Annotated in this window: 23 protein-coding genes; 7 read left to right on the top strand and 16 right to left on the bottom strand. The window is 45.9% G+C overall.

The window, feature by feature from the left end; translation table 11 throughout:
* Positions 1-53: 53 nt before the first annotated feature.
* Entirely contained in the window at positions 54-491 is a 438-nt protein-coding gene (locus QTN95_RS07605; protein WP_138972295.1) for a DUF3859 domain-containing protein, read from the bottom strand.
* Positions 461-862, bottom strand: a complete 402-nt coding sequence (locus QTN95_RS07600; RefSeq protein WP_138972294.1) for an ATP-binding protein — start codon at positions 860-862, stop codon at positions 461-463. Before QTN95_RS07600 ends, QTN95_RS07605 begins: the two co-directional genes overlap by 31 nt.
* Before the next feature lie 130 nt (positions 863-992).
* Between QTN95_RS07600 and metA the strand changes: the two genes are divergently transcribed.
* Together metA and pilW are read left to right on the top strand one after the other, a co-directional pair.
* A complete protein-coding gene (gene metA, locus QTN95_RS07595; RefSeq protein WP_331417013.1) occupies positions 993-1,934 on the top strand; it encodes a homoserine O-acetyltransferase MetA in 942 nt (313 codons plus the stop codon).
* Between the two features lie 162 nt (positions 1,935-2,096).
* Positions 2,097-2,789, top strand: coding sequence for a type IV pilus biogenesis/stability protein PilW (pilW, locus tag QTN95_RS07590; RefSeq protein WP_331417012.1), 693 nt, complete (start codon positions 2,097-2,099; stop codon positions 2,787-2,789).
* Positions 2,790-2,998: 209 nt separating this feature from the next.
* On the opposite strand, the gene rlmF is transcribed toward pilW, so the two are convergent.
* Both rlmF and QTN95_RS07575 read right to left on the bottom strand, forming a co-directional pair.
* On the bottom strand, positions 2,999-4,051 hold the full coding sequence (gene rlmF, locus QTN95_RS07580) for a 23S rRNA (adenine(1618)-N(6))-methyltransferase RlmF (RefSeq protein WP_443088859.1): 1,053 nt from the start codon (positions 4,049-4,051) through the stop codon (positions 2,999-3,001).
* Positions 4,052-4,056: 5 nt separating this feature from the next.
* Positions 4,057-4,560, bottom strand: a complete 504-nt coding sequence (locus QTN95_RS07575) for a M48 metallopeptidase family protein (RefSeq protein ID WP_138972290.1) — start codon at positions 4,558-4,560, stop codon at positions 4,057-4,059.
* Between the two features lie 116 nt (positions 4,561-4,676).
* Here QTN95_RS07575 and QTN95_RS07570 point away from each other — a divergent pair, with 116 nt between their 5' ends.
* Complete coding sequence (locus tag QTN95_RS07570) at positions 4,677-4,910, top strand: glutaredoxin family protein (RefSeq protein ID WP_269376835.1); 234 nt, start codon at positions 4,677-4,679, stop codon at positions 4,908-4,910.
* Here the strand turns inward: QTN95_RS07570 and QTN95_RS07565 are convergent.
* The gene (locus QTN95_RS07565; protein WP_331417011.1) at positions 4,907-5,152 is read right to left on the bottom strand and encodes a Rho-binding antiterminator; all 246 of its coding nucleotides are present in this window, start codon (positions 5,150-5,152) and stop codon (positions 4,907-4,909) included. The genes QTN95_RS07570 and QTN95_RS07565 overlap by 4 nt on opposite strands.
* 239 nt (positions 5,153-5,391) lie before the next feature.
* Here QTN95_RS07565 and QTN95_RS07560 point away from each other — a divergent pair, with 239 nt between their 5' ends.
* Positions 5,392-6,999, top strand: coding sequence for an RCC1 domain-containing protein (locus QTN95_RS07560; RefSeq protein WP_331417010.1), 1,608 nt, complete (start codon positions 5,392-5,394; stop codon positions 6,997-6,999).
* 76 nt (positions 7,000-7,075) lie between these two features.
* On the opposite strand, the gene modF is transcribed toward QTN95_RS07560, so the two are convergent.
* Complete coding sequence (modF, locus tag QTN95_RS07555) at positions 7,076-8,539, bottom strand: molybdate ABC transporter ATP-binding protein ModF (RefSeq protein ID WP_331417009.1); 1,464 nt, start codon at positions 8,537-8,539, stop codon at positions 7,076-7,078.
* Positions 8,540-8,653: 114 nt separating this feature from the next.
* On the bottom strand, positions 8,654-9,523 hold the full coding sequence (locus QTN95_RS07550; RefSeq protein WP_138972271.1) for a LysR family transcriptional regulator: 870 nt from the start codon (positions 9,521-9,523) through the stop codon (positions 8,654-8,656).
* Positions 9,524-9,630: 107 nt separating this feature from the next.
* Between QTN95_RS07550 and QTN95_RS07545 the strand changes: the two genes are divergently transcribed.
* The 3 genes from QTN95_RS07545 (at position 9,631) to QTN95_RS07535 (ending at position 12,182) form a co-directional block, all read left to right on the top strand.
* The gene (locus tag QTN95_RS07545; RefSeq protein WP_331417008.1) at positions 9,631-10,878 is read left to right on the top strand and encodes an MFS transporter; all 1,248 of its coding nucleotides are present in this window, start codon (positions 9,631-9,633) and stop codon (positions 10,876-10,878) included.
* Positions 10,875-11,447 (top strand): DUF1415 domain-containing protein, encoded by a 573-nt coding sequence (locus QTN95_RS07540; protein WP_331417007.1) that lies wholly within the window; start codon positions 10,875-10,877, stop codon positions 11,445-11,447. Before QTN95_RS07545 ends, QTN95_RS07540 begins: the two co-directional genes overlap by 4 nt.
* A gap of 159 nt (positions 11,448-11,606) precedes the next feature.
* On the top strand, positions 11,607-12,182 hold the full coding sequence (locus tag QTN95_RS07535) for a nucleoside triphosphate pyrophosphohydrolase family protein (RefSeq protein WP_331417006.1): 576 nt from the start codon (positions 11,607-11,609) through the stop codon (positions 12,180-12,182).
* 301 nt (positions 12,183-12,483) lie between these two features.
* Here the strand turns inward: QTN95_RS07535 and btuD are convergent, their stop codons facing one another.
* From btuD to QTN95_RS07490, 9 genes are all read right to left on the bottom strand, one after another.
* Complete coding sequence (gene btuD / locus QTN95_RS07530) at positions 12,484-13,239, bottom strand: vitamin B12 ABC transporter ATP-binding protein BtuD (RefSeq protein WP_331417005.1); 756 nt, start codon at positions 13,237-13,239, stop codon at positions 12,484-12,486.
* Entirely contained in the window at positions 13,226-14,221 is a 996-nt protein-coding gene (btuC, locus tag QTN95_RS07525) for a vitamin B12 ABC transporter permease BtuC (protein WP_331417004.1), read from the bottom strand. The genes btuD and btuC overlap by 14 nt, the downstream gene beginning before the upstream one ends.
* 106 nt (positions 14,222-14,327) lie before the next feature.
* Positions 14,328-15,356, bottom strand: a complete 1,029-nt coding sequence (locus QTN95_RS07520; RefSeq protein WP_331417003.1) for a succinylglutamate desuccinylase — start codon at positions 15,354-15,356, stop codon at positions 14,328-14,330.
* A gap of 204 nt (positions 15,357-15,560) precedes the next feature.
* The gene (locus tag QTN95_RS07515; protein ID WP_331417002.1) at positions 15,561-17,351 is read right to left on the bottom strand and encodes a M3 family oligoendopeptidase; all 1,791 of its coding nucleotides are present in this window, start codon (positions 17,349-17,351) and stop codon (positions 15,561-15,563) included.
* Between the two features lie 13 nt (positions 17,352-17,364).
* Positions 17,365-17,979, bottom strand: a complete 615-nt coding sequence (locus QTN95_RS07510) for a histidine phosphatase family protein (protein ID WP_240800912.1) — start codon at positions 17,977-17,979, stop codon at positions 17,365-17,367.
* A 10-nt stretch (positions 17,980-17,989) separates the two neighbouring features.
* Positions 17,990-18,532 (bottom strand): bifunctional adenosylcobinamide kinase/adenosylcobinamide-phosphate guanylyltransferase, encoded by a 543-nt coding sequence (cobU, locus tag QTN95_RS07505; RefSeq protein ID WP_331417001.1) that lies wholly within the window; start codon positions 18,530-18,532, stop codon positions 17,990-17,992.
* Complete coding sequence (locus tag QTN95_RS07500) at positions 18,529-19,305, bottom strand: adenosylcobinamide-GDP ribazoletransferase (RefSeq protein WP_331417000.1); 777 nt, start codon at positions 19,303-19,305, stop codon at positions 18,529-18,531. Before QTN95_RS07500 ends, cobU begins: the two co-directional genes overlap by 4 nt.
* Entirely contained in the window at positions 19,305-20,336 is a 1,032-nt protein-coding gene (cobT, locus tag QTN95_RS07495) for a nicotinate-nucleotide--dimethylbenzimidazole phosphoribosyltransferase (RefSeq protein WP_331416999.1), read from the bottom strand. Before cobT ends, QTN95_RS07500 begins: the two co-directional genes overlap by 1 nt.
* 5 nt (positions 20,337-20,341) lie before the next feature.
* Entirely contained in the window at positions 20,342-20,953 is a 612-nt protein-coding gene (locus QTN95_RS07490) for a flavin reductase family protein (protein WP_138972278.1), read from the bottom strand.
* Positions 20,954-21,467 lie beyond the last annotated feature (514 nt).

The following is a 21,467-nucleotide window of genomic DNA, read 5'->3' as shown; positions in this document are numbered from 1 at the left end:
ATCTTTAATGAATCAGACGATTTCGCAATGCCAATACTCTGTGGCTCCGTCGCTTAAAAACCTCTTTGCTTCCAGAACTCTCCCTCATCACGTGCGTAAAGTTCAAACGTTTTGTCAGCAACAACATTGTCCCTCATCGAGATGGTCATACGCCACTTGCCGAGATTTGATTCATATCCGTTCATATCACCAAGCAACTGTATGGTATCCCCCAAGTAGAAGTCCCAATCATTGCTCCCAACATGCATATCGCCGGTAAAAGGTTCGAGGATTTGGCCTTTTTTACCCACTATTCCTGGGTGGTCGATGCAAAACTCGATCACCTCTCCTTTGGCTCTTTTAATATTTACAATAAAACCAAATTCGATCCCCTCTTCGGCAACAACCTTGGTCGTGAACTGTGCTATTTTTGGTAGGTTTTTAGATTTGGAATCCCAGCCTTGATAGATTCCATAAGAAGTCATTTCGACGATTGGCGTGCGTTTCGCCATGATTGCCACCGTTTCCTCATACTATTGATCGTTTCTTGCGTCACACCGTGAATGTTGCCGTAATCATTGGTGCATTCAAGCACTTCAAACTCAGCATCATAGCGTTTAGCCATATTGAAATACGGCACTATTTCCCAGCGCTGAACGAAAGTGTTGGATACAACGACATCTCGCTTTTCTTTCAGGCACTGCTCTGTCATCGCTTGACACCATTGATGAGCATCGGCAATTTTGTCTGGTTGATAAACATATTCTCCAGACGGTTCAATAAAGAACATGTCGGCTTCTAGATGTTGTGCGTTGAATGTCTGAGCCAAAGTGCTTTTCCCTGAGCCTGGCAGCCCGCGAATCAGCGTCAGTTTAACGGTCATATTTCACATTGTTTGTGTTCATTGCTATGAATCATATTATAAATTGGCTCGATATAGCTATCGACATCTCTGTGTGATTGGGTTAAGTTTGGAAGTATAGACGTCCACAATCAAGCTTAGGGAGAAAGCTGTGCCTATTAAGATCCCCGATCAACTACCTGCTTCTGACGTGTTACGCACTGAGAACATCTTTGTCATGCCAGAATCACGCGCGTCGACTCAGGAAATTCGACCGCTAAAGGTTCTGATCCTCAATCTTATGCCTAAGAAGATTGAGACTGAAACGCAATTCTTACGCTTGCTATCAAACAGCCCACTCCAAGTAGACATCGAGCTTTTACGCATTGATGATAGACCGAGTAAGAACACGCCAACAGAACATCTAGACAACTTCTACCGCCAATTTGAAATGGTCAAAAATCGCAACTTTGATGGGCTGATCATTACTGGTGCACCATTGGGCTTAGTTCAATTTGAGGATGTGCTTTATTGGGAGCATCTGCAATCGATAATGAACTGGGCAAGAGACCATGTAACTTCAACACTCTACGTCTGTTGGGCTGCGCAGGCAGGTCTAAAACTTCTCTACGATCTTCCAAAACGAACGCGTAAAGAGAAGCTTTCTGGTGTGTACCATCACAAAATCCACCAGCCTTACCATCCAGTGTTACGTGGCTTTGATGATACCTTCTTGGCTCCACACTCTCGCTACGCCGATTTTTCGCCAGAGTATCTCGAAGAACACACCGATTTAGACATTTTGGCGACTTCCGATGTGGCTGGCGTCTACCTCGCGGCGACTAAAGATAAACGTAACGTGTTTGTTACTGGCCACCCAGAATATGATTCGCACACCTTGCACCAAGAGTATATTCGCGATTTAGGCGAAGGTATGGAGCCCGCGATTCCGGTTAACTACTACCCCAACAATAATCCAGACAACAAGCCTTGTGCGAGTTGGCGCAGTCATGGGCATCTGTTGTTCTCGAACTGGCTCAATTATTGTGTCTACCAGCAAACGCCATACGATCTCGAACACTTCAGTGAAGCGAATTTCACCAAAGACGAATAATTGCGAGCAAATTAAATGGGGAATGACCTATTCTGTCATTCCCCATTTACATTATTTTGTTCATTTCCCATTTCCTACATTCCATCGTTAGCCACCGTCCGTTGCACGTTAGGCATTTGTCGTTTTAGCTAAATCATCGACTTCGACACGACTTCAGCCACAATGCGTATTCTCATCTTATCTACATTGATGCTATTCGGATGCATTCAATCACAGACAAACCATGCCCTAGTCACTAAGCAGCGCGCCGACGCGAGAATCACCCTTGGGTTAGGCTATCTCGAACAAGGCAACTACGTTAAAGCGAGACAAAACCTCAACAAAGCGATCGAATACCAACCCAAGTACTACCGAGCTCAACTCGCATTTGCCCGTTATCTCGCTAAAGTGGGCGAAGACGTAAACGCTAATCAACTCTATCAACAAGCCGTTCGCGAGCACCCAAATAACGGCGACGTGCTCAACAACTATGGGACATATCTCTGTGAGCAAGGTCACTACCAACAAGCAGAGGAGCGATTTCTGCAAGCCATTCGCTCTCCTGACTATTACAACATTGGCGATAGTTATGAGAACGCGGCGTTTTGCGCTCTTCAAGCAAAACAGATACACAAAGCTCGGCTGTATCTCCAGCAAGCGCTCTTACATCAACCCGACAAACCTCGCGCTTTACTCTATTTGGCAGAGATAGAAATAGCCAATTTTGCATTTGTTGAGGCGCAGAGACGGCTAAATCAATACCAGAAGTGGTATGGAGCGAATGAACTATGGCTACAGGCTACCCATAAACTAAATCAACAACGGGCACTTTATGCTCAAGGACAAACGGAGATTGATTTGCGAATTTTGCACTAACGTTTACGACGTGAATGGTGCGTTTGTCTACGCCGTCTAACATCTGAAGCGCGATGAATCTTGAGATACTCTTTGTAAAGAATATAAGATAAAACCGCCAAGCCCAAGTATAAACAGCACAGCGAACAGTAACAGGAAACTGTCACATATCCATACGGGTTCACAAGGCATATAAATCTCAAACTCCATATGCCCTCCTAGACCTCGGCTTATTTATTCAACGTCAACCAACGCTTACGCTGTTCTTGAGTTTGGAATGTCCAGGCGATAAAGCGACTGTTTTTCTGTCCCTGACTCATTTCCACAATATGGATTTCGGTCGCGGCGGCTTTTTCAAGATTCTTTCGCATCCAACGAACGTTGTCTTTTTTAGAGATTAGCGTAGAAAACCACAGCACTTGGTGCGCGAACTCACGACTTTCAAAAGCCATGTTTTTGATAAAGGCGGCCTCTCCTCCTGAACACCACAGTTCGGCCTGCTGGCCACCGAAGTTGAGAACCGGTTGCCCTTTTTCCGTCGCTTGGGTTTTACCCTGACCACGCTTAGCCTTGTTCGCAGACAAATTACTGATCTTTCTCGCACTGCCTTGCTGCGCTTCTTCGAGAGATTTATGAAACGGAGGATTGCACGTTGTGAGGTGATAAAACTCGCCCGGTTTGATGATTCCTTTAAACAGATAACGACTGTTCTGTTGTAAGCGGCATTCGATCTTATCTTTAAGCACCGCGTTATTGGCTGCAATCTGATTCGAGTTATTGACCGATACTGGGTCAATGTCCGACCCCGTATAATACCAACCGTATTGGGTGACACCCACAATTGGATAAATACAGTTTGCACCGACACCGATGTCTAGAGCATTAACGCGCCTCGCAACAGATTGCCCGCAATCGTCAGCCAGTAAATCGGCTAATCGATGAACATAATCAGCGCGACCAGGAATTGGCGGACAAAGGTAACCGTGTGGAATATCCCATTGAGTCACAGAATAATGGTGCGCCAGCAACGCCTTATTAAGCAGTTTAACCGCGACGGGGTCAGAGAAGTTAATACTTGCCTCCCCTTTCGGGTTTTTCACTATGTGCGCGCTTAATTCAGGCAATGCATCGGTCAACGCTTTGAAATCGTAACGTCCATTATGCAGATTTCGTTTGTGCAGACCCGCTTTCGCTGGGCGCTTAATCACTTTAGTCTCTGATAATGCTGGTTTGGTTTGGCCCATATCATTGCTGGACTTAGTATTGTTATTTCGACGAGTCATCACGATTAATTGCGGTTCACTGTTTCTAGGTAAATCATAAACAAACGAGCATCAAGCTCCAGCTGATGGTATTCCGGTTCCATATGGCAACAAAGCTGATAGAACGCCTTGTTGTGCTCTTTCTCTTTAAAATGCGCCAACTCATGAACGATCAGCATACGCAAAAGCGGCTCCGGCGCATTCTTAAACACGCTGGCAATTCTAATCTCGTTTTTAGATTTGATCTTGCCGCCATGAATCTTGTTGGCATAAGTGTGTAGCCCAAGCGCGTTGTTTATCAGATGAATCTTGTTATCGTAGACCACTTTACTCAACGGAGCTGTCTTCTTCATATAGCGGTTTTTGATCGCTAAAGCATACTCAAACAACGCTTTTTCACTTTTGATTGTATGATTATCGGGGTAGCGTTTCTCAAACCAAGCGACTAAACGTCCAGACTCCACCAATTGGCTAACGGGAGTCACGATATGTTCAGGATAACCTTGGATGTAGCGTAATGAAGGATTCATATTTAACACAAAGCGAAGTCTGGTCTACAAAAGGGGCATAAGTCTACCCTATTCACACTTGCCATTCACGGTCTTTTCATTAAACTCTGCGCTGAATATCTGCCTAGGAACACAAGATGAAACGACTCGTACTGTATGTAAAAGACAAATGCCCTCACTGCAAAGACGCTCAGCGTTATCTCGATTCGAAAGGCTATCAGTACCGTTTAACCAATGCCAAAATGCAGCGTGGTCGTAAAGAGCTGGATGCAATAGGCGCTCGCTCACTGCCGGTTTTGAAGATTGGAGACCGTTATATGATTGGTTGGAACCCAAACAACTTTGAAAAGATGTATAACTCCAAGGGTTAGATAAAGCGTTTTTGCGCGAAGTGCGGATTCGCCACCAAGACGTCCATTAATGAAATTTCGTCGAGTACGACCAAGTGCTCGACACCGTCTACGTCGAGTTTAATCACTTCTTGCTTGTCCTGATTGCGAGCAGTATCACGAGCAATACCTTCCATGCTTTGACCTGTTGTTAGCGTCAAACGAACAGGATAACGGTACAAACACACTATCTCGATATAGTCATAATCGTTGCAGCTAATCATTTTACTCTCCGCTCTAATTCATTGATGGACAGATTTGGCTCACAGCCATTGACCCTATTAGCACCAACAACAAACACTCTACCCATGCAAGTCATACAACTCAAGTCGTTGTCTCTTCAAGATTTACAGCACTGAGTTAGACATAAACGTTAAATGCCTGCGAGACGTTACTCAACTGAAACATTGGCAGCCTAAAAACGGCACATACTTTTGGTGTTTTGATTTTATGGTCCAAAAATATGAACCGAATAGGCTTGTTGTTTATTATCGTCCCCATGATCATTTTAGGTTGTAATGGCAGCAGTGAGCCAGTCTCCCTTGTGCCCCCTAAAAAGCCTACGCCGCCTCCCCCCATAGAGATCAATAAATTTGGTGCTTGGTACGGCAATTCCAGTACTGGCTATATAGGTGTCAAAGCATTTTGTCATATCTGCACTCACCAAGATTTTGACTACCAGTGGGAAACGGATAGCAACAACGACGGTACGTTTGATCATTCAGACTCAGTATCATTTGGGCCGATTAAAACAATCGATGTGGCAACCTTTGGCAAAAGAGTTAAGTTAACCGTCGCCAATGACGAAGTCAGTTCTCCGCTAATCAAATACTACGCTCCACCTGAAGACCTCATTGAAACTATCTATAGCAACGCTAAAGCTTTCGCCGCACTAAAGAGAAACGGGACGGTCGTGACTTGGGGAGACCCTTATTATGGCGGGAGTTTAAACCGTGATCTTTCGGATATAAAACGCATCTATTCCACTGGAGGCGCTTTTGCTGCACTGAATAACAAGGGGCAAGTCTTTACATGGGGCGACAACACACTCGGCGCCAACAGTAGTCAGGTCAGCTTTAACTCGAGTGGTGTCAACACTATTTACTCCAATGATTATGCCTTTGCCGCCCTGCAAAATGACGGTAGCGTCGTCACTTGGGGAAGTGCCAATAGCGGTGGGAACAGTTCTAATGTCGATCTTTCAAGGGACATTGAATCGATATACTCCAATGACGCATCCTTCGTCGCAATCAAAACTGATGGAAGCGTTGTCGCATGGGGCAATAGCTTTACTGGAGCAAATCTAAATGGTGTTCACTTCAACAGCACGGTAAAAAAGGTCTTCGCGACGGATGCTTCGTTTGCCGCTTTGCTGGACGACGGTTCTGTCGTCGCATGGGGGCACCCTGATACTGGAGGGCGCCAACCGACTCAAATTAACGACATTGTTGTTGATATATTTTCAAATGACGGTGCATTTGTCGCACTAAAAAACGACGGTTCTATTACTGCGTGGGGGCACCCCTCATATGGCGGTGTCGTGAGCCAAATCAGTAACGTAGAAACCGTTGTTGCAACAAAGAAAGCGTTTGCTGCGCTAAGGAAAGATGGTTCAGTGATCACATGGGGAGACGCGGCTCACGGTGGAAACTCAACCGGTGTCGACTTTTCCGGCGGAGTAACATCGATCTCAGCCACCAAACAAGCATTCTCAGCGGTTAAACTCAACGGTACGGTCGTATCGTGGGGACCCGCTAGCGCAGGAGGAGATTCCTCAACCATAGATTTCTCGCAAGGGGTGGAAAAACTCTTCACCAACGGTCATGCTTTCTTCGCCTTAATGAAGGATGAAACGGTCTTAACGTGGGGGCATCCATATTTTGGCGCTAACTCATCCAACGTTGATCTTAGCAATATACATTCAGTCTATGCTACCGATACCGCATTCGCTGTACTCAAAACAAATGGCACAGTCGTCTGTTTTGGCGACAGTAATGGAGGTGGTGATTTAACTCAAGCCGCTCATCAACTTGAACTCAAAGGCAAAGAGGTGGAATATTCGACACCATAAATGGTGTGAATCGAGCTACCTGTTACTTAACCTAGCTAGCTCGTATGGAACGAGTTATCGCTGATAAACCAAGATGTTAGTGCGTCTCGCCTGATGAAACATTCGCTCTGTAGCAATGGGCAGTTTCATCAAACACAAACTCGACCTCATTGACAATACTTTCCAGTTTGTCGTTTTGGTAATGCGAAACATAAAGAAGTTGGCTTAAGTTTTCCTTAGCAATCAGCTCTAGAGTATTTTTTACCAGCCGCCTTCCTAGATAATCCAACCCTTGGTATGGCTCATCCAATATCAGCAGCGCGGGCTGTTTAACAATCGCACGAGCAATCAACAGCAATCTCTGCTGACCATATTCCAGTTCTCTAAACGAGATGTTGGCATACTGGCTCATATGGAGAATTTCCAGCCACTCTTTAGCAACCTGAATCTCTTTCTTAGAGGGTTGCTGGTAAAGGCCAATTGAGTCGTAAAAGCCCGAAAGAATGACTTCTAGTGCCTTACAACTGACACGGTATTGGAGATGCAGAGCAGACGACACCATGCCGATGTGCTTTTTTATTTCCCAAATAGATTCACCAGAGCCGCGCTTTTTGCCAAATATCTGGATGTCATTGGAATAACATTGCGGATGGTCGCCAAAAATGAGCCCAAGCAATGTACTTTTTCCACAGCCGTTTGGCCCTTTGATTTGCCAATGTTGTCCATTATCAATTCGCCAGTTCAAGCCCGTAAAGATTGTTTTATCCGTGTACGCGACTTGACCTTGTGTGATTTCAAATACCGGGTTATCGAAATGGTGGCTATGTTGGTAGCGGTGGATTAATGCCAGCATCTGTTCGCTCTGCTCTTGAGACTGTGCCTTAATCTGACGAATGACAGGATGCGACTCCCATTCACTCTTTGGCATAACACTTTCAAGTTTGCCGTGATTGAACATCGCAATCTGCTCAACCCATGCTGGTATATCCTCTTCACGATTGAAAGTAACAATCATCTGGATAGTTTTCGATAACTCATACAGATAGTCGGCTAGCGATGCTCTGTGGGCGACATCGAGGCCAGTAAAGGGGTTATCAAGCACAATCAGTTGTGGCTGTGTTGCCAATGCACGGGCAAGCATTACACGACGAGTTTCTCCCGTCGACAGCACGCGGAAACCGCTTTTTTCTAAGTGGCAAAGATCCAGTTTTTCAAGCAGGTTTTTAGTCACCGACTCAGAATGACACTGACGATAAATCAATGTGTAAACCGATGTGCCTGTATCAATTCTATCTAAAAAATCTGTCTCATCATTGGCGATTTCCTCTTCCAATAATCGTTGCTGTTCAACCAGCGAAACTTGAGCAATGCCTCCTTCGCTTGCTGAAAGCATGGATTCCGACACCGTATATTCGCCCGTAAGTAGACATCCTAATGCGGACCCAATATCGCCTTCGGTACTGAACACGCCCCATGATTGTCCATGGTTAATCGTCCACTCGTCGATTTCGAGTCGATTGGTACCTGTTTCTAAAGCGAGCTGGTTGATAATTATTTGCATAGAATGGTTTCCCTACCCTTCAAAACATAGATTGATAGCCTCAAATTACTTCAAACCTAGGCTTAGTGCGATAGGGAAATAGCAAAGTGTGATATTCACAACGAGATTAGAGCATTAGGCGTATTGCTTAACAAAATCAATAAACGTTCTGTCCGCCATAGATAAGTATCCATCCTTTCGCCACGCCAGTAATAGATCGATTTTGACTCTTGGTTCAAACGGTACTCCAACCACCTCTTTCTCATTTTGGGTCACTAATTCAAGTAGTGCCGTAATCGCAAACTCGTGTTTTACAATGCTTAGAATCATTGGCAACAGATTGGTTTCAAAAGAGAAGCGCATCTCTTTGCTGCACTGCAATGCCTTTTCTTCGAGAAAGTTACGGTGAAAATAACCTTGTTTAAACATCACCAGCTCATGGTCAAAAAAATCCTCGAAGCCGACCGATTTCTGTTTTGCGAATGCATGCTCTTTGGCAACAACGGCCAACATTTCCACTTGCAAAAGATGGTCGGTTTCTAGGTCTTCAGGCACATTTTCATCATCAATCACACCAATATCGAGCTCGCCGTTAAGTAGCATCTTGCGAATATCTCGAGTGCCCGCATCGACCAAAGTTAATTTCAGATTGGGATAACGGCTGTTAAATGCCATCAGTACCTGTGGAAAGAAATAGGATCCCATCATACTTGGTGCACCAAGCCGAACTTCACCTTTTTCAAGCCCTTTGAGCTCATCAATCGCAAGTTGAGCATCTTCCAATTGCTGTAAGATACGTTTGGCGTGCTCATACAGAACCTCGCCTTCATCGGTGAGCGATATTTGCCGATCTTCACGTCGAAACAGTTCGACTCCCAGACTTTGTTCCAGCTTTTTTATCGAAATGCTCAAAGCCGGCTGTGCGATATGTAGTGCTTTGGCTGCTCGAGTGAAATGCCCATGTTGTGCGACAGCAACAAAGTGCTTGAGGTGCTTCGAGTCCATACTTATCTCTATATAATTTTTATATCACGATAATATTTTTAATATATTTTATTTATCACATTTTGACTGATATTTTGCTCACATATCTCCTTATTTGAAGCGCCACTATGATTGAGCTTAAAACCAAGCAGTACCGGAACGTCACTTTTAGTTTAGCCTTAGGCTCATTTTTGGTTTTTTGTAACCTGTACCTGTTCCAGCCGATGCTTCCGTTTATGGCGACTCATTTCTCCGTTTCCGAAACCCAAATTAACTGGGTGTTTGCCGCCAGTACGCTTGCCTTGTCGGTTTGTCTCGTTCCTTGGGCAGTCGCGTCCGAATCATACGGGCGGCGCAAGATAATGCTCGTAGGTCTGCTGGCTATGCCGGTGATTGGCCTGTCGATGTTGATCAGTGATTCACTTGTTGTTCTCGTTATACTGCGTGCGCTCATGGGTATGGCGCTGGCTGCATTCGCCTCCGTAGCGGTTGCCTATATGGTTGAAGAGTTGTCTGAACAGGCCTTCGCCCAAGCGATCGGCGGATACATTGCTGCCAATTCTCTGGGCGGTATTGCCGGAAGAATCATTGGTGGCACTCTGACAGATGCACTTGGCTGGCAGCAAGCCGTCATCGTCGTCGCACTGGTGTCACTGATCGGTGCGTCAGTGGTGTACTTTACCCTACCAAAGCAGGTGAACTTCACGCCTCAACGAGGTATGTTGCGCTACCATAATCGTGCTGTGGTGAAGCACCTTAAAAACAAAACGATTTGGATTGCGATGGTACTTGGTGGGGTTAATTTTGCCCTGTTCGTCAATCTGTACTCAGTGATGGGATTTCGCTTGGTCGCGGCTCCGCACAACCTGCCAATCGGTCTTGCTTCGTTGATCTTCCTTTGCTATCTGTCAGGTACGTTGAGTTCAAGATTAACTTCGGTTTGGCGTAAGCGTCACCAAAGCGTGTCGGGAATGGTTACGGGGACCACAATCAGCCTAATTGGTATGCTGATCGCTTATGTAGATTCACTCACCTTTATGATTTTAGGCCTACTCCTGATCAGTTTTGGCGCGTTCTTCACTCATACACTCGCGTATGCTTGGGTCAGTCAAAAGGCGACACACGCTAAAGCAACTGCGACTGCGCTTTATCTCGTTCATTACTACATCGGCGGTAGTATTGGTGGGTTCTTCCTTATCTACTGCTGGCAACAAGGGGGCTGGGCGTATGTCATGGCGGGAGGCTCAATGCTTTATGCTTTGGTGTTTATCCTCTGCCATAAGCTGTCGAGATCCGAGGCTAATGGCCCAATAGACAAGCCAGCACCAGTAGAATCTGCTATTCTTGCGCCAAATTCTAATTTGGAAGCAAAATGACTAACCAAAGCTCAACACAGATGAACAAACAGCAAGTGGCAAGCGCTGTAGAACAATGGCTAAACGATGTGGTGATCGGCCTTAACCTTTGTCCATTTGCCGCTAAGCCACAACGCAACAAACAGATTAAAATTTTCGTTAGCGAAGCCGAAACAGAAGAAGCGCTGCTGGAAGATATTCTGACTCAGTTGCTTGAACTGGACTCTACTGAGCCGGAGCAACTTGAAACCACACTGGTTGCGGTTCCCAATATGCTCAGTGACTTCTACGACTACAACCTGTTTATCGACTGGATCGAAGCGCTTATACGCCAGCAAGATTGGGAAGGTATTTTCCAATTAGCCACCTTCCACCCAAACTACTGTTTTGGGGGCGCAGAGCCTGAAGACGATGAGAACCTCACCAACCGTTCTCCGGTACCCGTATTTCACCTGATCCGCGAAGAGAGCATGGAAAAAGTCCTTAAACATTACCCAAATCCTGAGGCGATTCCAGATACCAACATTGCTCGCGTTGAGTCCTTAACGGCTGAAGAACGTCGAAAACTCTTCCCATACCTATTCCGCTAACGAGTTGAAGCGACAAACGACAAGCTGACCTTATTGGGCACTTGATCCCGCTCTGTTCAATTGTTTGTCGCTCGACTGATTTATTTTATAGCGCCGATAGCAGGATTTAACCCGCTTTGGTAGTATTGCTCCACCACAATGACATCCGGATTAATGGATATGTACCTTTCAAAACTGACCACTGATATTTTCAATCACCTTTACCGTGATATTTCTGAGTTCCGTAGCACCTTCGATTTACCTGTCGCTTCTCCTGAGAGCCTAGATGACAAGGCTGACACTCTACACACTTCTCTTGCAATCGAAGAGTTAACTGAGTTAGCAGAAGCTGACAATAAAACAGAACAAGCGGACGCGATCATCGACAGTGTTTACGTTTTGATGGGTCGCTTGGTGCATCTAGGCCACGACAAAATTGAAGACAACCTAGCCATCAACTACCTTATCGACCTGCTACTTAATGTTGCGGTTAACCGTGGCATTGACTTTGTTCCATGTTGGGATGAAGTGCACTCAAGCAATATGAGTAAAGTATGTCGTAACGAGCAAGAGTACGCTGATACTGAAGCACACTATGCAGAGCAAGGTATCAAGCTGATGGCAGTACAAAAAGGCGATTACATTATCGCTAAATGTGCTGAAGATTTCGTCGCTGAAGGTAAGACGATCCGTCAAGGCAAAGTACTGAAGTCGGTTTACTACCGTCCTGCGGATCTTGCGCCTCTGACTAAATAGGTCGACGCTAGATAAAAAGACGCCACCTTCGGTTTCCCTTAGGTGGCGTAAGCTGCCATAGTCAAAAACTGACTTCATTAACATTTGGTTTGTTACCACTCTCGTAGAACTCCCCTCTAGTTAAATCCGCCTAACAAGAACGAGAATGTATCGCTATCACTGTTGCCAATAGCGTGCCAATCTTGAATAAAATTTAACTAATTGATTTTTAATGGATTTAAAAAAAGCAGCGACACGAGTCATTGACCCGCGATCTAAACCAGTGCAAGACGCACTAAACTAATCCTTTCGGGGTAAATAATTACTCAAACAGCAGGATGGGCTCTCCATCCAACATGACGTGCTTAACTTGGGTTTTAAACACTCGTGACAGTTCGCTTGCGTTCAGCACTTGCGCCACGTCGCCGAAGCTTTGCAGTACTCCTTTATCGAGCAGCAATGCTTTGTCTGCATGCTTGAGGGTCCGGTTGAGATCATGATTGGACATAATCACGCTAATTCCCATCTCAGCCACACGGCGAATAAGTTTATACAGTAGGCTTTCCTGACCGATATCGAGCGGAGCTGCGGGCTCATCTAGGATTAGTAAACGAGCATGAGGGTTTAAAGTTGGCCATATTTGCAAACAGATCGCGCACAGACGTACCCTTTGCCACTCCCCTCCAGAAAGGTGATGAATGGAACGGTGCAGTTTGTCGTCAATCTCTAAAAGTTGAGCCAATTCCTGAATAACGCTTTCAATTTCACTGGTTGCAGAGTTAATAAAGGCTGGCAAAGAGAGTGACACATAATGAACAACATCGAGGTTGAACGCTGGACGGTCACTTTGTGTAAGATACGCACGACGTTCAGCCAAAGTAGAGATTGAACTTTGTGCAACATCAAAATCAAAGATGGTTGCTTGACCTTCAAAATTGAGTAATCCCGCAACCGCAGATAGTAAGGTACTTTTACCACTGCCATTCGGACCAATTATATGAAGGATCTCACCGCGCTCTACTGCGAAGGATAGTGGCAACAATCTAGCGCCGACGGATAAACTGTTAACGTGAATCATGATTACTTACCAACATCCAAATAAAGATTGGTGCACCGATTGACGTGGTGACGACCCCTAACGGCAACTCCGCCGAATCAAGCGCCGTTCTGGCGATCAAGTCCGCAAAGACCACGAGTGTCGCACCTGCCAGAGCGGAAATAGGCAGTAAGTATCTATTTTCACTGCCAAAAGCGAGTCGCAGAAGATGAGGGACTACGAGACCGACAAAACCGATGACTCCCCCTAATGCCACCGCACCACCAACAAGAATCGATACGGCAAGGATCAACTTCCAACGAGCATTATCAACATCGACGCCTAGTTGCTTCGCATGCTGTTCACCCATCATCAACTTATCTAGCAAACGCCCTTTGCAACATAGCCAGACCAACACGGGCACTAGCAACAAGGTCAACATATGATGATACCAACTTGCCGCGCCTATGCTGCCCATCAACCAATACATCAACTGACGCAGGCTTAGATCATCACTGAAGTAAAACGCCCAAGTGACAATCGCACCAGATAGAATGCCAAGGGCGACCCCTACCAGTAATAACCGAGTGGTAGTCAAACGCAGAGACTTTGCAACAAACACCAATAGCAGAGTAAAGGCTAGCGCCCCTGACACCGCAGCCAGCATAAAGCCAATGGGCGTTGCCAACAGCGGAAAAAAGAACAGTACCAGCACCATCATGACGCTAGCGCCACCTGAGATACCGAGTACTCCAGGTTCTGCAAGCACATTGCCCAGTAATACCTGTAGCACGGCCCCAGAAACGGCTAACGCCGCTCCTACCGCGACGGCCGCCAATAAGCGTGGCAAACGTAGCTGCATAATTAACTGTTCTTGCAATGATGAAAGTGTCTCGAAAGGCGAAATGAATACTTCACCGACCATGAGATAAACGGCACTGATAACAAGTAGAGTGATCAAGAAAAGTACACCAAAGTGCGTCCATCTACGTTGTCTACGGTTAAGTAGCTGAGAGAATTCCATGTTGTCGTTATCTATTTGGCAAAGCCGTAAACAATAATGGCTTAACGATACCGTTAAGCCATTAAAATAGAAAGCGTACTAACCTAGTTAGTCACAAAATATGGCCTTAATCGTAAACGACCTGACCTTCTTCATAACGAGTTTTCACTGGGCATACCATTAGCGCAGCACGTTGACCGACAGCGACATAACGGTTAGGGAAAACAATCGCTTCACCCTCATTTTTTGCCATCAATGGTTTATCGCCATCATGTCCGAACACTTCACCATGTTTAAATGCCGTAAAGTTTTCGACGTTGTCATCGAATAGGAAATCAAAATCATCGTGAAGACGAACAATCGTACGACTCACACGGTACATGGTCGGTTTGCGTGGCAGATGCTCCGCCTGACTGTCTGACACTAGGTCACGTAATGCCAGATCAAATGCGACCAGCCTATCGAGTTCATTCTCACCGATTTTAGCCACGCGACCAAGTTCAACGGTCAGCGCTTGAGCACCAAAGTTTTCCGCACTAAACCAACTAAAGGTACTCGAAGGTGCGTTAGAGAACATTACGGCTTCAAGATGAGCACTGGATACAAACTCCATCAAAGCCTGACTGCGGACAGGATGACGAACCTTAGGGCTAACGACAAACGAGTAATGTTTCGATAGACGAATCGCACAATGTAAATCGAGATGCCAACGCTGCTCTTGCTCTGTCCCAAGATAAAAATCACTCACAACCTTCTTCAAGTTCTTCGCGATCTCAAGCTCTTTAGACGGTTGATAATCTTTCTCATCAAACAGACGGTTGAGGTTCATTTCAATGAATCTCGTATGCGCGTTAGTCGCTTGTGGATGAGCATTAATGAAAAGCAGCCGGTTAGTCACCGTTTGGAAACCAGACTGAATATCAGTGATGATCTTATCCGTGATCTCCATCGGCGCGGTCTCATCGCCGTGAATACCACAGGAAATAATGATGTGCTTACTATCTTCAGACAGCTTCGCTGGAATGACCTCCAACACACCACGTTGATGAATTTTAAAGACAGTTCCACCAGCAACCGTGACTTCGTTGGCTGGCATTTCTTGTTCTAAATTTAGACTGTCTAAAAGAAATGATTGGCGAAAGAGGTTTTTCGTCATGCGCTACTCCTTTATTGCACAGCGGGTATGTTAATGAATTGTTCGGATAAATTTTGTAGGTGCGATCCCACTTATTGACACCAATCATGTGCCTCATTGCAATTTATCCGATTGCCACTAACAGATGTGGCAAATAGGTCTTCCACTGTACAAATTGGCCAAGTATTGGCTTGGCCAACCGATAATATCATGATTTTGATATGATTATTTTTGATCTAACAAGGATTCAAACTCATCTATCTTAGTTTTCACTCGATCTATGCTCTGTTGCCAGAAATCTGCTTGTGATAAGTCCATGCCGAGATGTTTCTCAACGACTTCTTCCGCCATCATTGAACCCGTGTCGCGTAATAGACTCACGTAATCGCGATAGAACTGATCGCCTTTGCGCTCACGCTGGGCATAAACACCAATACTGAACAAATAGCCAAATAGATATGGGTAGTTATAGAAGCTCACTTCAGAAATAGAAAAGTGAAGTTTACTTGCCCAAAAGTAAGGATCTGGCTCTGACATCGAATCGCCGTACCACTCTTGCCAAGTTTCGCTCATCAGATCACACAGTTGAGTCGGGCTCAGTTCACCTTGGCTACGTTGACTGTAGAAGGCTTTTTCAAACTCAAACCGCACAGGGATATTGATCATTAGTGCGTAGCAGGATGTAAGTTCTTCCCACAACATTTCCAGTTTTTCTTCACGGCTACTCACTTGAGCAAGCAAATAGTCTCGAACGATGTTTTCAGCGAAAATTGAGGCAGTCTCTGCGAGAGTCATTGGGTAGCGAGTTTGACATAAAGGCATATCACCCATCACCCAGTTGTGGAACGCATGCCCCAACTCGTGCGCTAAAGTGAGCAAATCGGAGCGACTTCCTCCCCAAGTCATGAATACCAGAGGCGAACGTGTGGCGGCAAACTTGGTGCAGTAAGCACCTAAACGACGATTTTCAGTCGGTTGCGCATCAATCCAACCATTTTCAACCATCACATCGACAAATTCGGCCATTTCACTATCCACTTGAGCAAACGCGGTGCGGATAATCTCAATCGCTTCATCAAACGCATACACTTTAGGTTCTGCGTTAGTAATACTCGGCATTCCCGCAAGATGATTCCACGGACGCATCTCTTGTAAGCCATGAACTCGAGCCATTAACAGGCCAGCTTTTTGACCTATGCTTCGATTGGCTTTAGCCGTCATCATCATAGCGTCTAGGGTCGAACTCTCTATGCGGCTTTCATGTAAACTGGCATCTAAAAAATGGACATCCGTTAACTTAGAACGTTTTTGATATTCCGTTAAACGCCAACCCGCCAAGGCATTAAGGATCGCAGCAAATGATTCTTGGTTGGCTTTCATCGCGGCCTGTATACCACGCCACGCGGGCTCTTGGCTCGCAAAGTCTGTCCCATACAGCAAACTCGCGGCATGAGAAAAACCGACTTTACTACCTTGCCCATCCTCTAACGTCACCTGTAGAGATCCTGTGATGTTGTCATACAGGCGCCCCCAGGCATCACGACCGTCCACTTGCATTGCTGTCAGCAGTTGCTCTTCAGCTACCGATAGCTTAATCGCCGCTTGTTTACGCGCACACTCTATCTGGAAAGCTTGTCCATAAACATCACCACTTGGGTGAGTGAGCACGTCACTAATAAAGCTCTCTGGTGCTAGGGTTAAGGTATTTTCGTACGGTGCAAAAGCCTGCGACAACTCAGAGTTGAGCTTGGCAACACGGCCTATCAGGCTTTTGGCATCATCGTTTGATGCATCAATAGATGCGTGGCAGTGAGCGAAGGTATTGATTGTCACCAACAGTTTTCCAGCAGCTTCGCTGGTTTGAATAGCATTCTGTGTCACAGACGGTGACTCACGATGATCAACATGGATACCGAGCGCCTGGATACACTGCCTGATCAAATCGATGTCTTGTTCGATTTTCGTGTCGTTCAAATCTTGATAAGCGATGGACAAGTCCCAGCTTGGTGCGGTCATGATACTTCCTTAGCTATCCGTTTAGCGGTTTACCTATCATACAAACACGAGGATAGCTCTGTTCAGCCTTGGTGATTTGTATATGAGTTAAAGAATGGTGGGCGATATTCAAGCTCGAATAAAGGGCTGGATTGCTCCAGTCTAGCTTGAGTACCTTAGCTAAAATCATTCTGATCGTGCCACCATGGCAAACGATGAGAGTGTCTTTTTCGACAGTTTGCATAAATTTATCCCACGCTGTCGAGATCCGTTGGTAAAAAAGGTCCAAGGACTCAGCATTGGGCAAGCGGCTGTTCGCTGGATCTTGCCAAAACGTCTCAAAAACTGGCCATGATTCTGGTACTGTTGCAAAAGGAACTCCATCCAAATCACCAAATGATATTTCGCGCCATTCATGGGCGACAACATAATCGAGATGTTTGGCATTGTCGTATATCAACTCGGCTAACTCTTTACATCGTTTTAATGGTGAAGTAATCAAAGTATCGAAACCAAGCCGCTCACTCATAAGGCTTTGATAAATGTCCTGCTGATGTTCTGCTGCAACCGACACATCGGTGTGACCATACAGAGCAGGCTCACCAAGTGTTTTGCCATGTCTAAGCAAGTAAACATTGATGCTTTTGATTTGACTCACACTAGGCTCCATCCACTTGTTTGAGTGTCATTGGCAATCCCGCCGCGATAAGTGTTACGCGATGAGCGACCTGAGCCAAAGCCTGATTCATCCAGCCAGCGTGATCGACAAATAAACGCGAGACTTCGCCCAAAGGGACAACACCGAGGCCAACTTCATTTGAAACCAAAATCACGTCTGCCTTACAGGAGACAATCGCTTGGTGTAACTCTGAGACATGCCGCTTTATCTGCTCTTCACTCAAGGTTTGACCATGATTGTAAATGATGTTGTTCAACCACAACGTTAGACAATCTATCAACACCACATCCCCGAACTCAAAACGAGCGAGCAGTGACGCTAGCTCAATGGGGCACTCATGCTCAACCCAGTCATTGCCTCGCGATTGCTGATGATGAGCAATACGCTTGGCCATCTCCTCATCAAAGGCTATCGCTGTTGCGACGTAGTGCTTCACTTTTTTGCTTGCGATGGAAGTAACTTGCGACTCTGCATAACGCGACTTACCCGAGCGTGCGCCTCCAAGTACTAGATGGATAGTCATAAGTTGACTCCCTGTACGGCTATCAAGGAGAGATAGATCAGCATTTCACTCAGTTGTTGCGCTGCGCCTAAGCAATCACCAGTAAATCCACCAATTCTTGCCATCAACCAACGCTTGAACAGCACTCGAAACAAGGCAAGGACAGCAATCAAAATGAGTGTTTGACCCAACCCAAGTAACCAGCACGGTAACACGCCCGTGAGTAACAATATCACTAACTCTCGACGAGATTGTCGTTCAGCTAAGGGCTTACTTTTACTCGTATCCGTGCCTGTGACATAAGGCATATCGTAGATCAGTGAAGCGGCGACAGCCCGACTTAAACCATAGCTAACGACAATGATTAATAAGATTTGCTGCGCCTGAATCAACTCTGATAGCAGAACGTATTTCGCCAGCAAGGTCATGATTAACGCGCTAGCACCATAAGTACCAATACGGCTGTCTTTCATGATCTCAAGCCGGCGCTCAACCGTCATACCACCACCGATACCATCGGCCATATCCGTCAAGCCATCTTCATGAAAAGCACCCGTTAGAAGCAAGCTAAACACCATCATCAGCACAATGGCGACAGGAGACGGAAACACCAACTGCGCAGCGTAAAGCACCAGAGCACATAACGCCCCTAGCATTAATCCAACAAGGGCGAAATACCGCCCAGCCTGATTCATTCGTTCAGGGCTATATGGAATAGATACGGGGACGGGGATCCGAGAAAAGAAGCCTAATGCGAGCATAAACAGCTGATACTGATACTTGATTGTAGACATTAGTCGACGACCACTCCTGCTTGCTCAAAACTCGCCATATGGTTATAAAACTCGGCAGCTGCACGCAGCAATGGCATCGCCAGCACGGCACCTGTGCCTTCTCCCAGTCGGAGAGAGAGATCTAATAAGGGTTGTGCGTCTAGCTGTTGCAATAAGTACTGATGTCCAGCCTCATGAGACTGGTGCGCGAAAATCATGATTTCTCGACAATCTGGGTTGAGCATACTAGCCGCATAGGCTGCTGCCGAGACAATAAAGCCATCAACCAATACCGGCGTTTTGCTTTCTGCCGCGGCTAAGAATCCGCCCACCATCTGAACGATTTCAAAGCCTCCAACTTCTGACAAGACATCGATGACTTCAAGCCCTTCACAACGATTGACACCTTGACTCACCAAGTCGACTTTCTTTTGCCACTGTTGATCCGTAATACCCGTTCCACGACCGACGCATTGGGTGACAGGCAGGCCACTAAGTGCAGAAAGAATCGCAGCGGCACTACTGGTGTTACCTATTCCCATTTCACCAAACATCACTAGGTTCGAACCTGAATCAATGATCTTACTGACCATCTGTTTACCGAGTTCTATACCCTTTTTTGCTTGTTCTGGCATCATGGCCGCCTGACGCGCCAAGTTATTCGTTCTCTCACCAAGGCGTTGGACAATAAAGGCATCTGAATCATGATCGACAGGTATTAAGATGCCACAATCGACCACTTTTAACGCCACCTGATTGGTGCGACAAAAACAGTTAATCGCCGCCCCACCTGCAAGAAAGTTCAACACCATCTGCTGAGTAACCGCGCTGGGCGCAATACTTACACCTTCGTCTGCTATTCCATGGTCGCCAGCAAACACAACCGCTGTCGGTTGGCTAATTTTAATATCAGTGACAACGTCACCCTTTATATTACTTTGGATCAGCGCCAGTTGGTGCGCCAATGTCTCTAATTGTCCTAAAGCACCAAGCGGTTTTGTTTTCTGATTAATGCGCTGCCAAATAGATTCTGAATAACTGTGGTCTAACATAATGCTTATTCGGGCCTCGCGACTGAAAACACGTTATCAATAGTGGCATACTGACTACCACCAAGACGGGAAAGTGGATTGACTTTAAGAGCATCAACAACCAAGCGATCACTGCGCTCACCGATGACTTGCGGGTCCACATACACCTTTTCGATCTCCGCAAAAATCAAACTTTGTGGTGTCTCACCGATCTCTTTCACTTCAACTAACTTGCAAGCAAACGCAATAGGACAACCTTTGACACGCGGCAGTTCAAAGCCGTCGAAATCAACCAAGTCTAGTCCAGTCGCTTCAATTTCTGATTCACCATGGGGTAAGGTTGCCGCAGTTTGAGTCACCTCTTCGGCCTGTGATTGCTGCGCTATGTGGACAACAAGACGCCCCGTTTCCAACACATTTCGCGTCGTGTCCTTCACTTCACCAGTTGGCTTCTTACCCACAGAAAACATCAGCAGCGGTGGATTACTGGATACCGGCGTAAAATAGGAAAATGGCGCTAGATTGTAACAACCTTGGTCGGAGTCAGTTAATACCCAAGCGATCGGCCTTGGGATAATGGTTTGAGTCATTAAGTGGTAAATTTGGGTAGGTGCTAGAGTGCTTAGCTCAATATTCATCGATTTTCCTTGAGTGCCAAATCCTTTGCGCTGAGTGTAACGTGAAATCATACAGTTAACACCCCTAACCGACTCCCAAAAACTCGATGAACTGTCAAAAAGATTCTGAGATTGCATCCAAAACTGCAATTTTTCACCCAAAAGTCCTATCTTTTAGTTTAGGGAGTGCATTTTATAACGGCACAAAGTATGCATTTATCTAGCCGTATCACTGTTTTCTCCCACTTGATGTGCAAGGAGGTTGTATGTTTGCCAATCAAAAGTCAAAAAAACAGAAACAGAACAAGCCACAACAACGTAGCCAAAAGAAAGTACCTTTGTCATTAACCTGACGTTACGACCAGACCTCGCCATTCGGGCGAGGTCGATAATGCCCAATATGCCAAATCACTCCCATTTCAGCCCTACACCCCTCCCACTCTCGAGACTATTGGCCAATCTCAAGATCCGATCACAGAATTTATTACCACTTTGTTAGAAGCTTGCTTGTCTCAAGCTATGCGACGACGCGTGG

The sequence above is a fragment of the Vibrio sp. M260112 genome (genome assembly GCF_036533775.1).
In the GTDB taxonomy this organism is placed as follows: Bacteria; Pseudomonadota; Gammaproteobacteria; order Enterobacterales; family Vibrionaceae; genus Vibrio.
The sequence above is the reverse complement of the archived record's forward strand: the minus strand, read 5'-3'. Positions and strand labels throughout refer to the sequence as shown.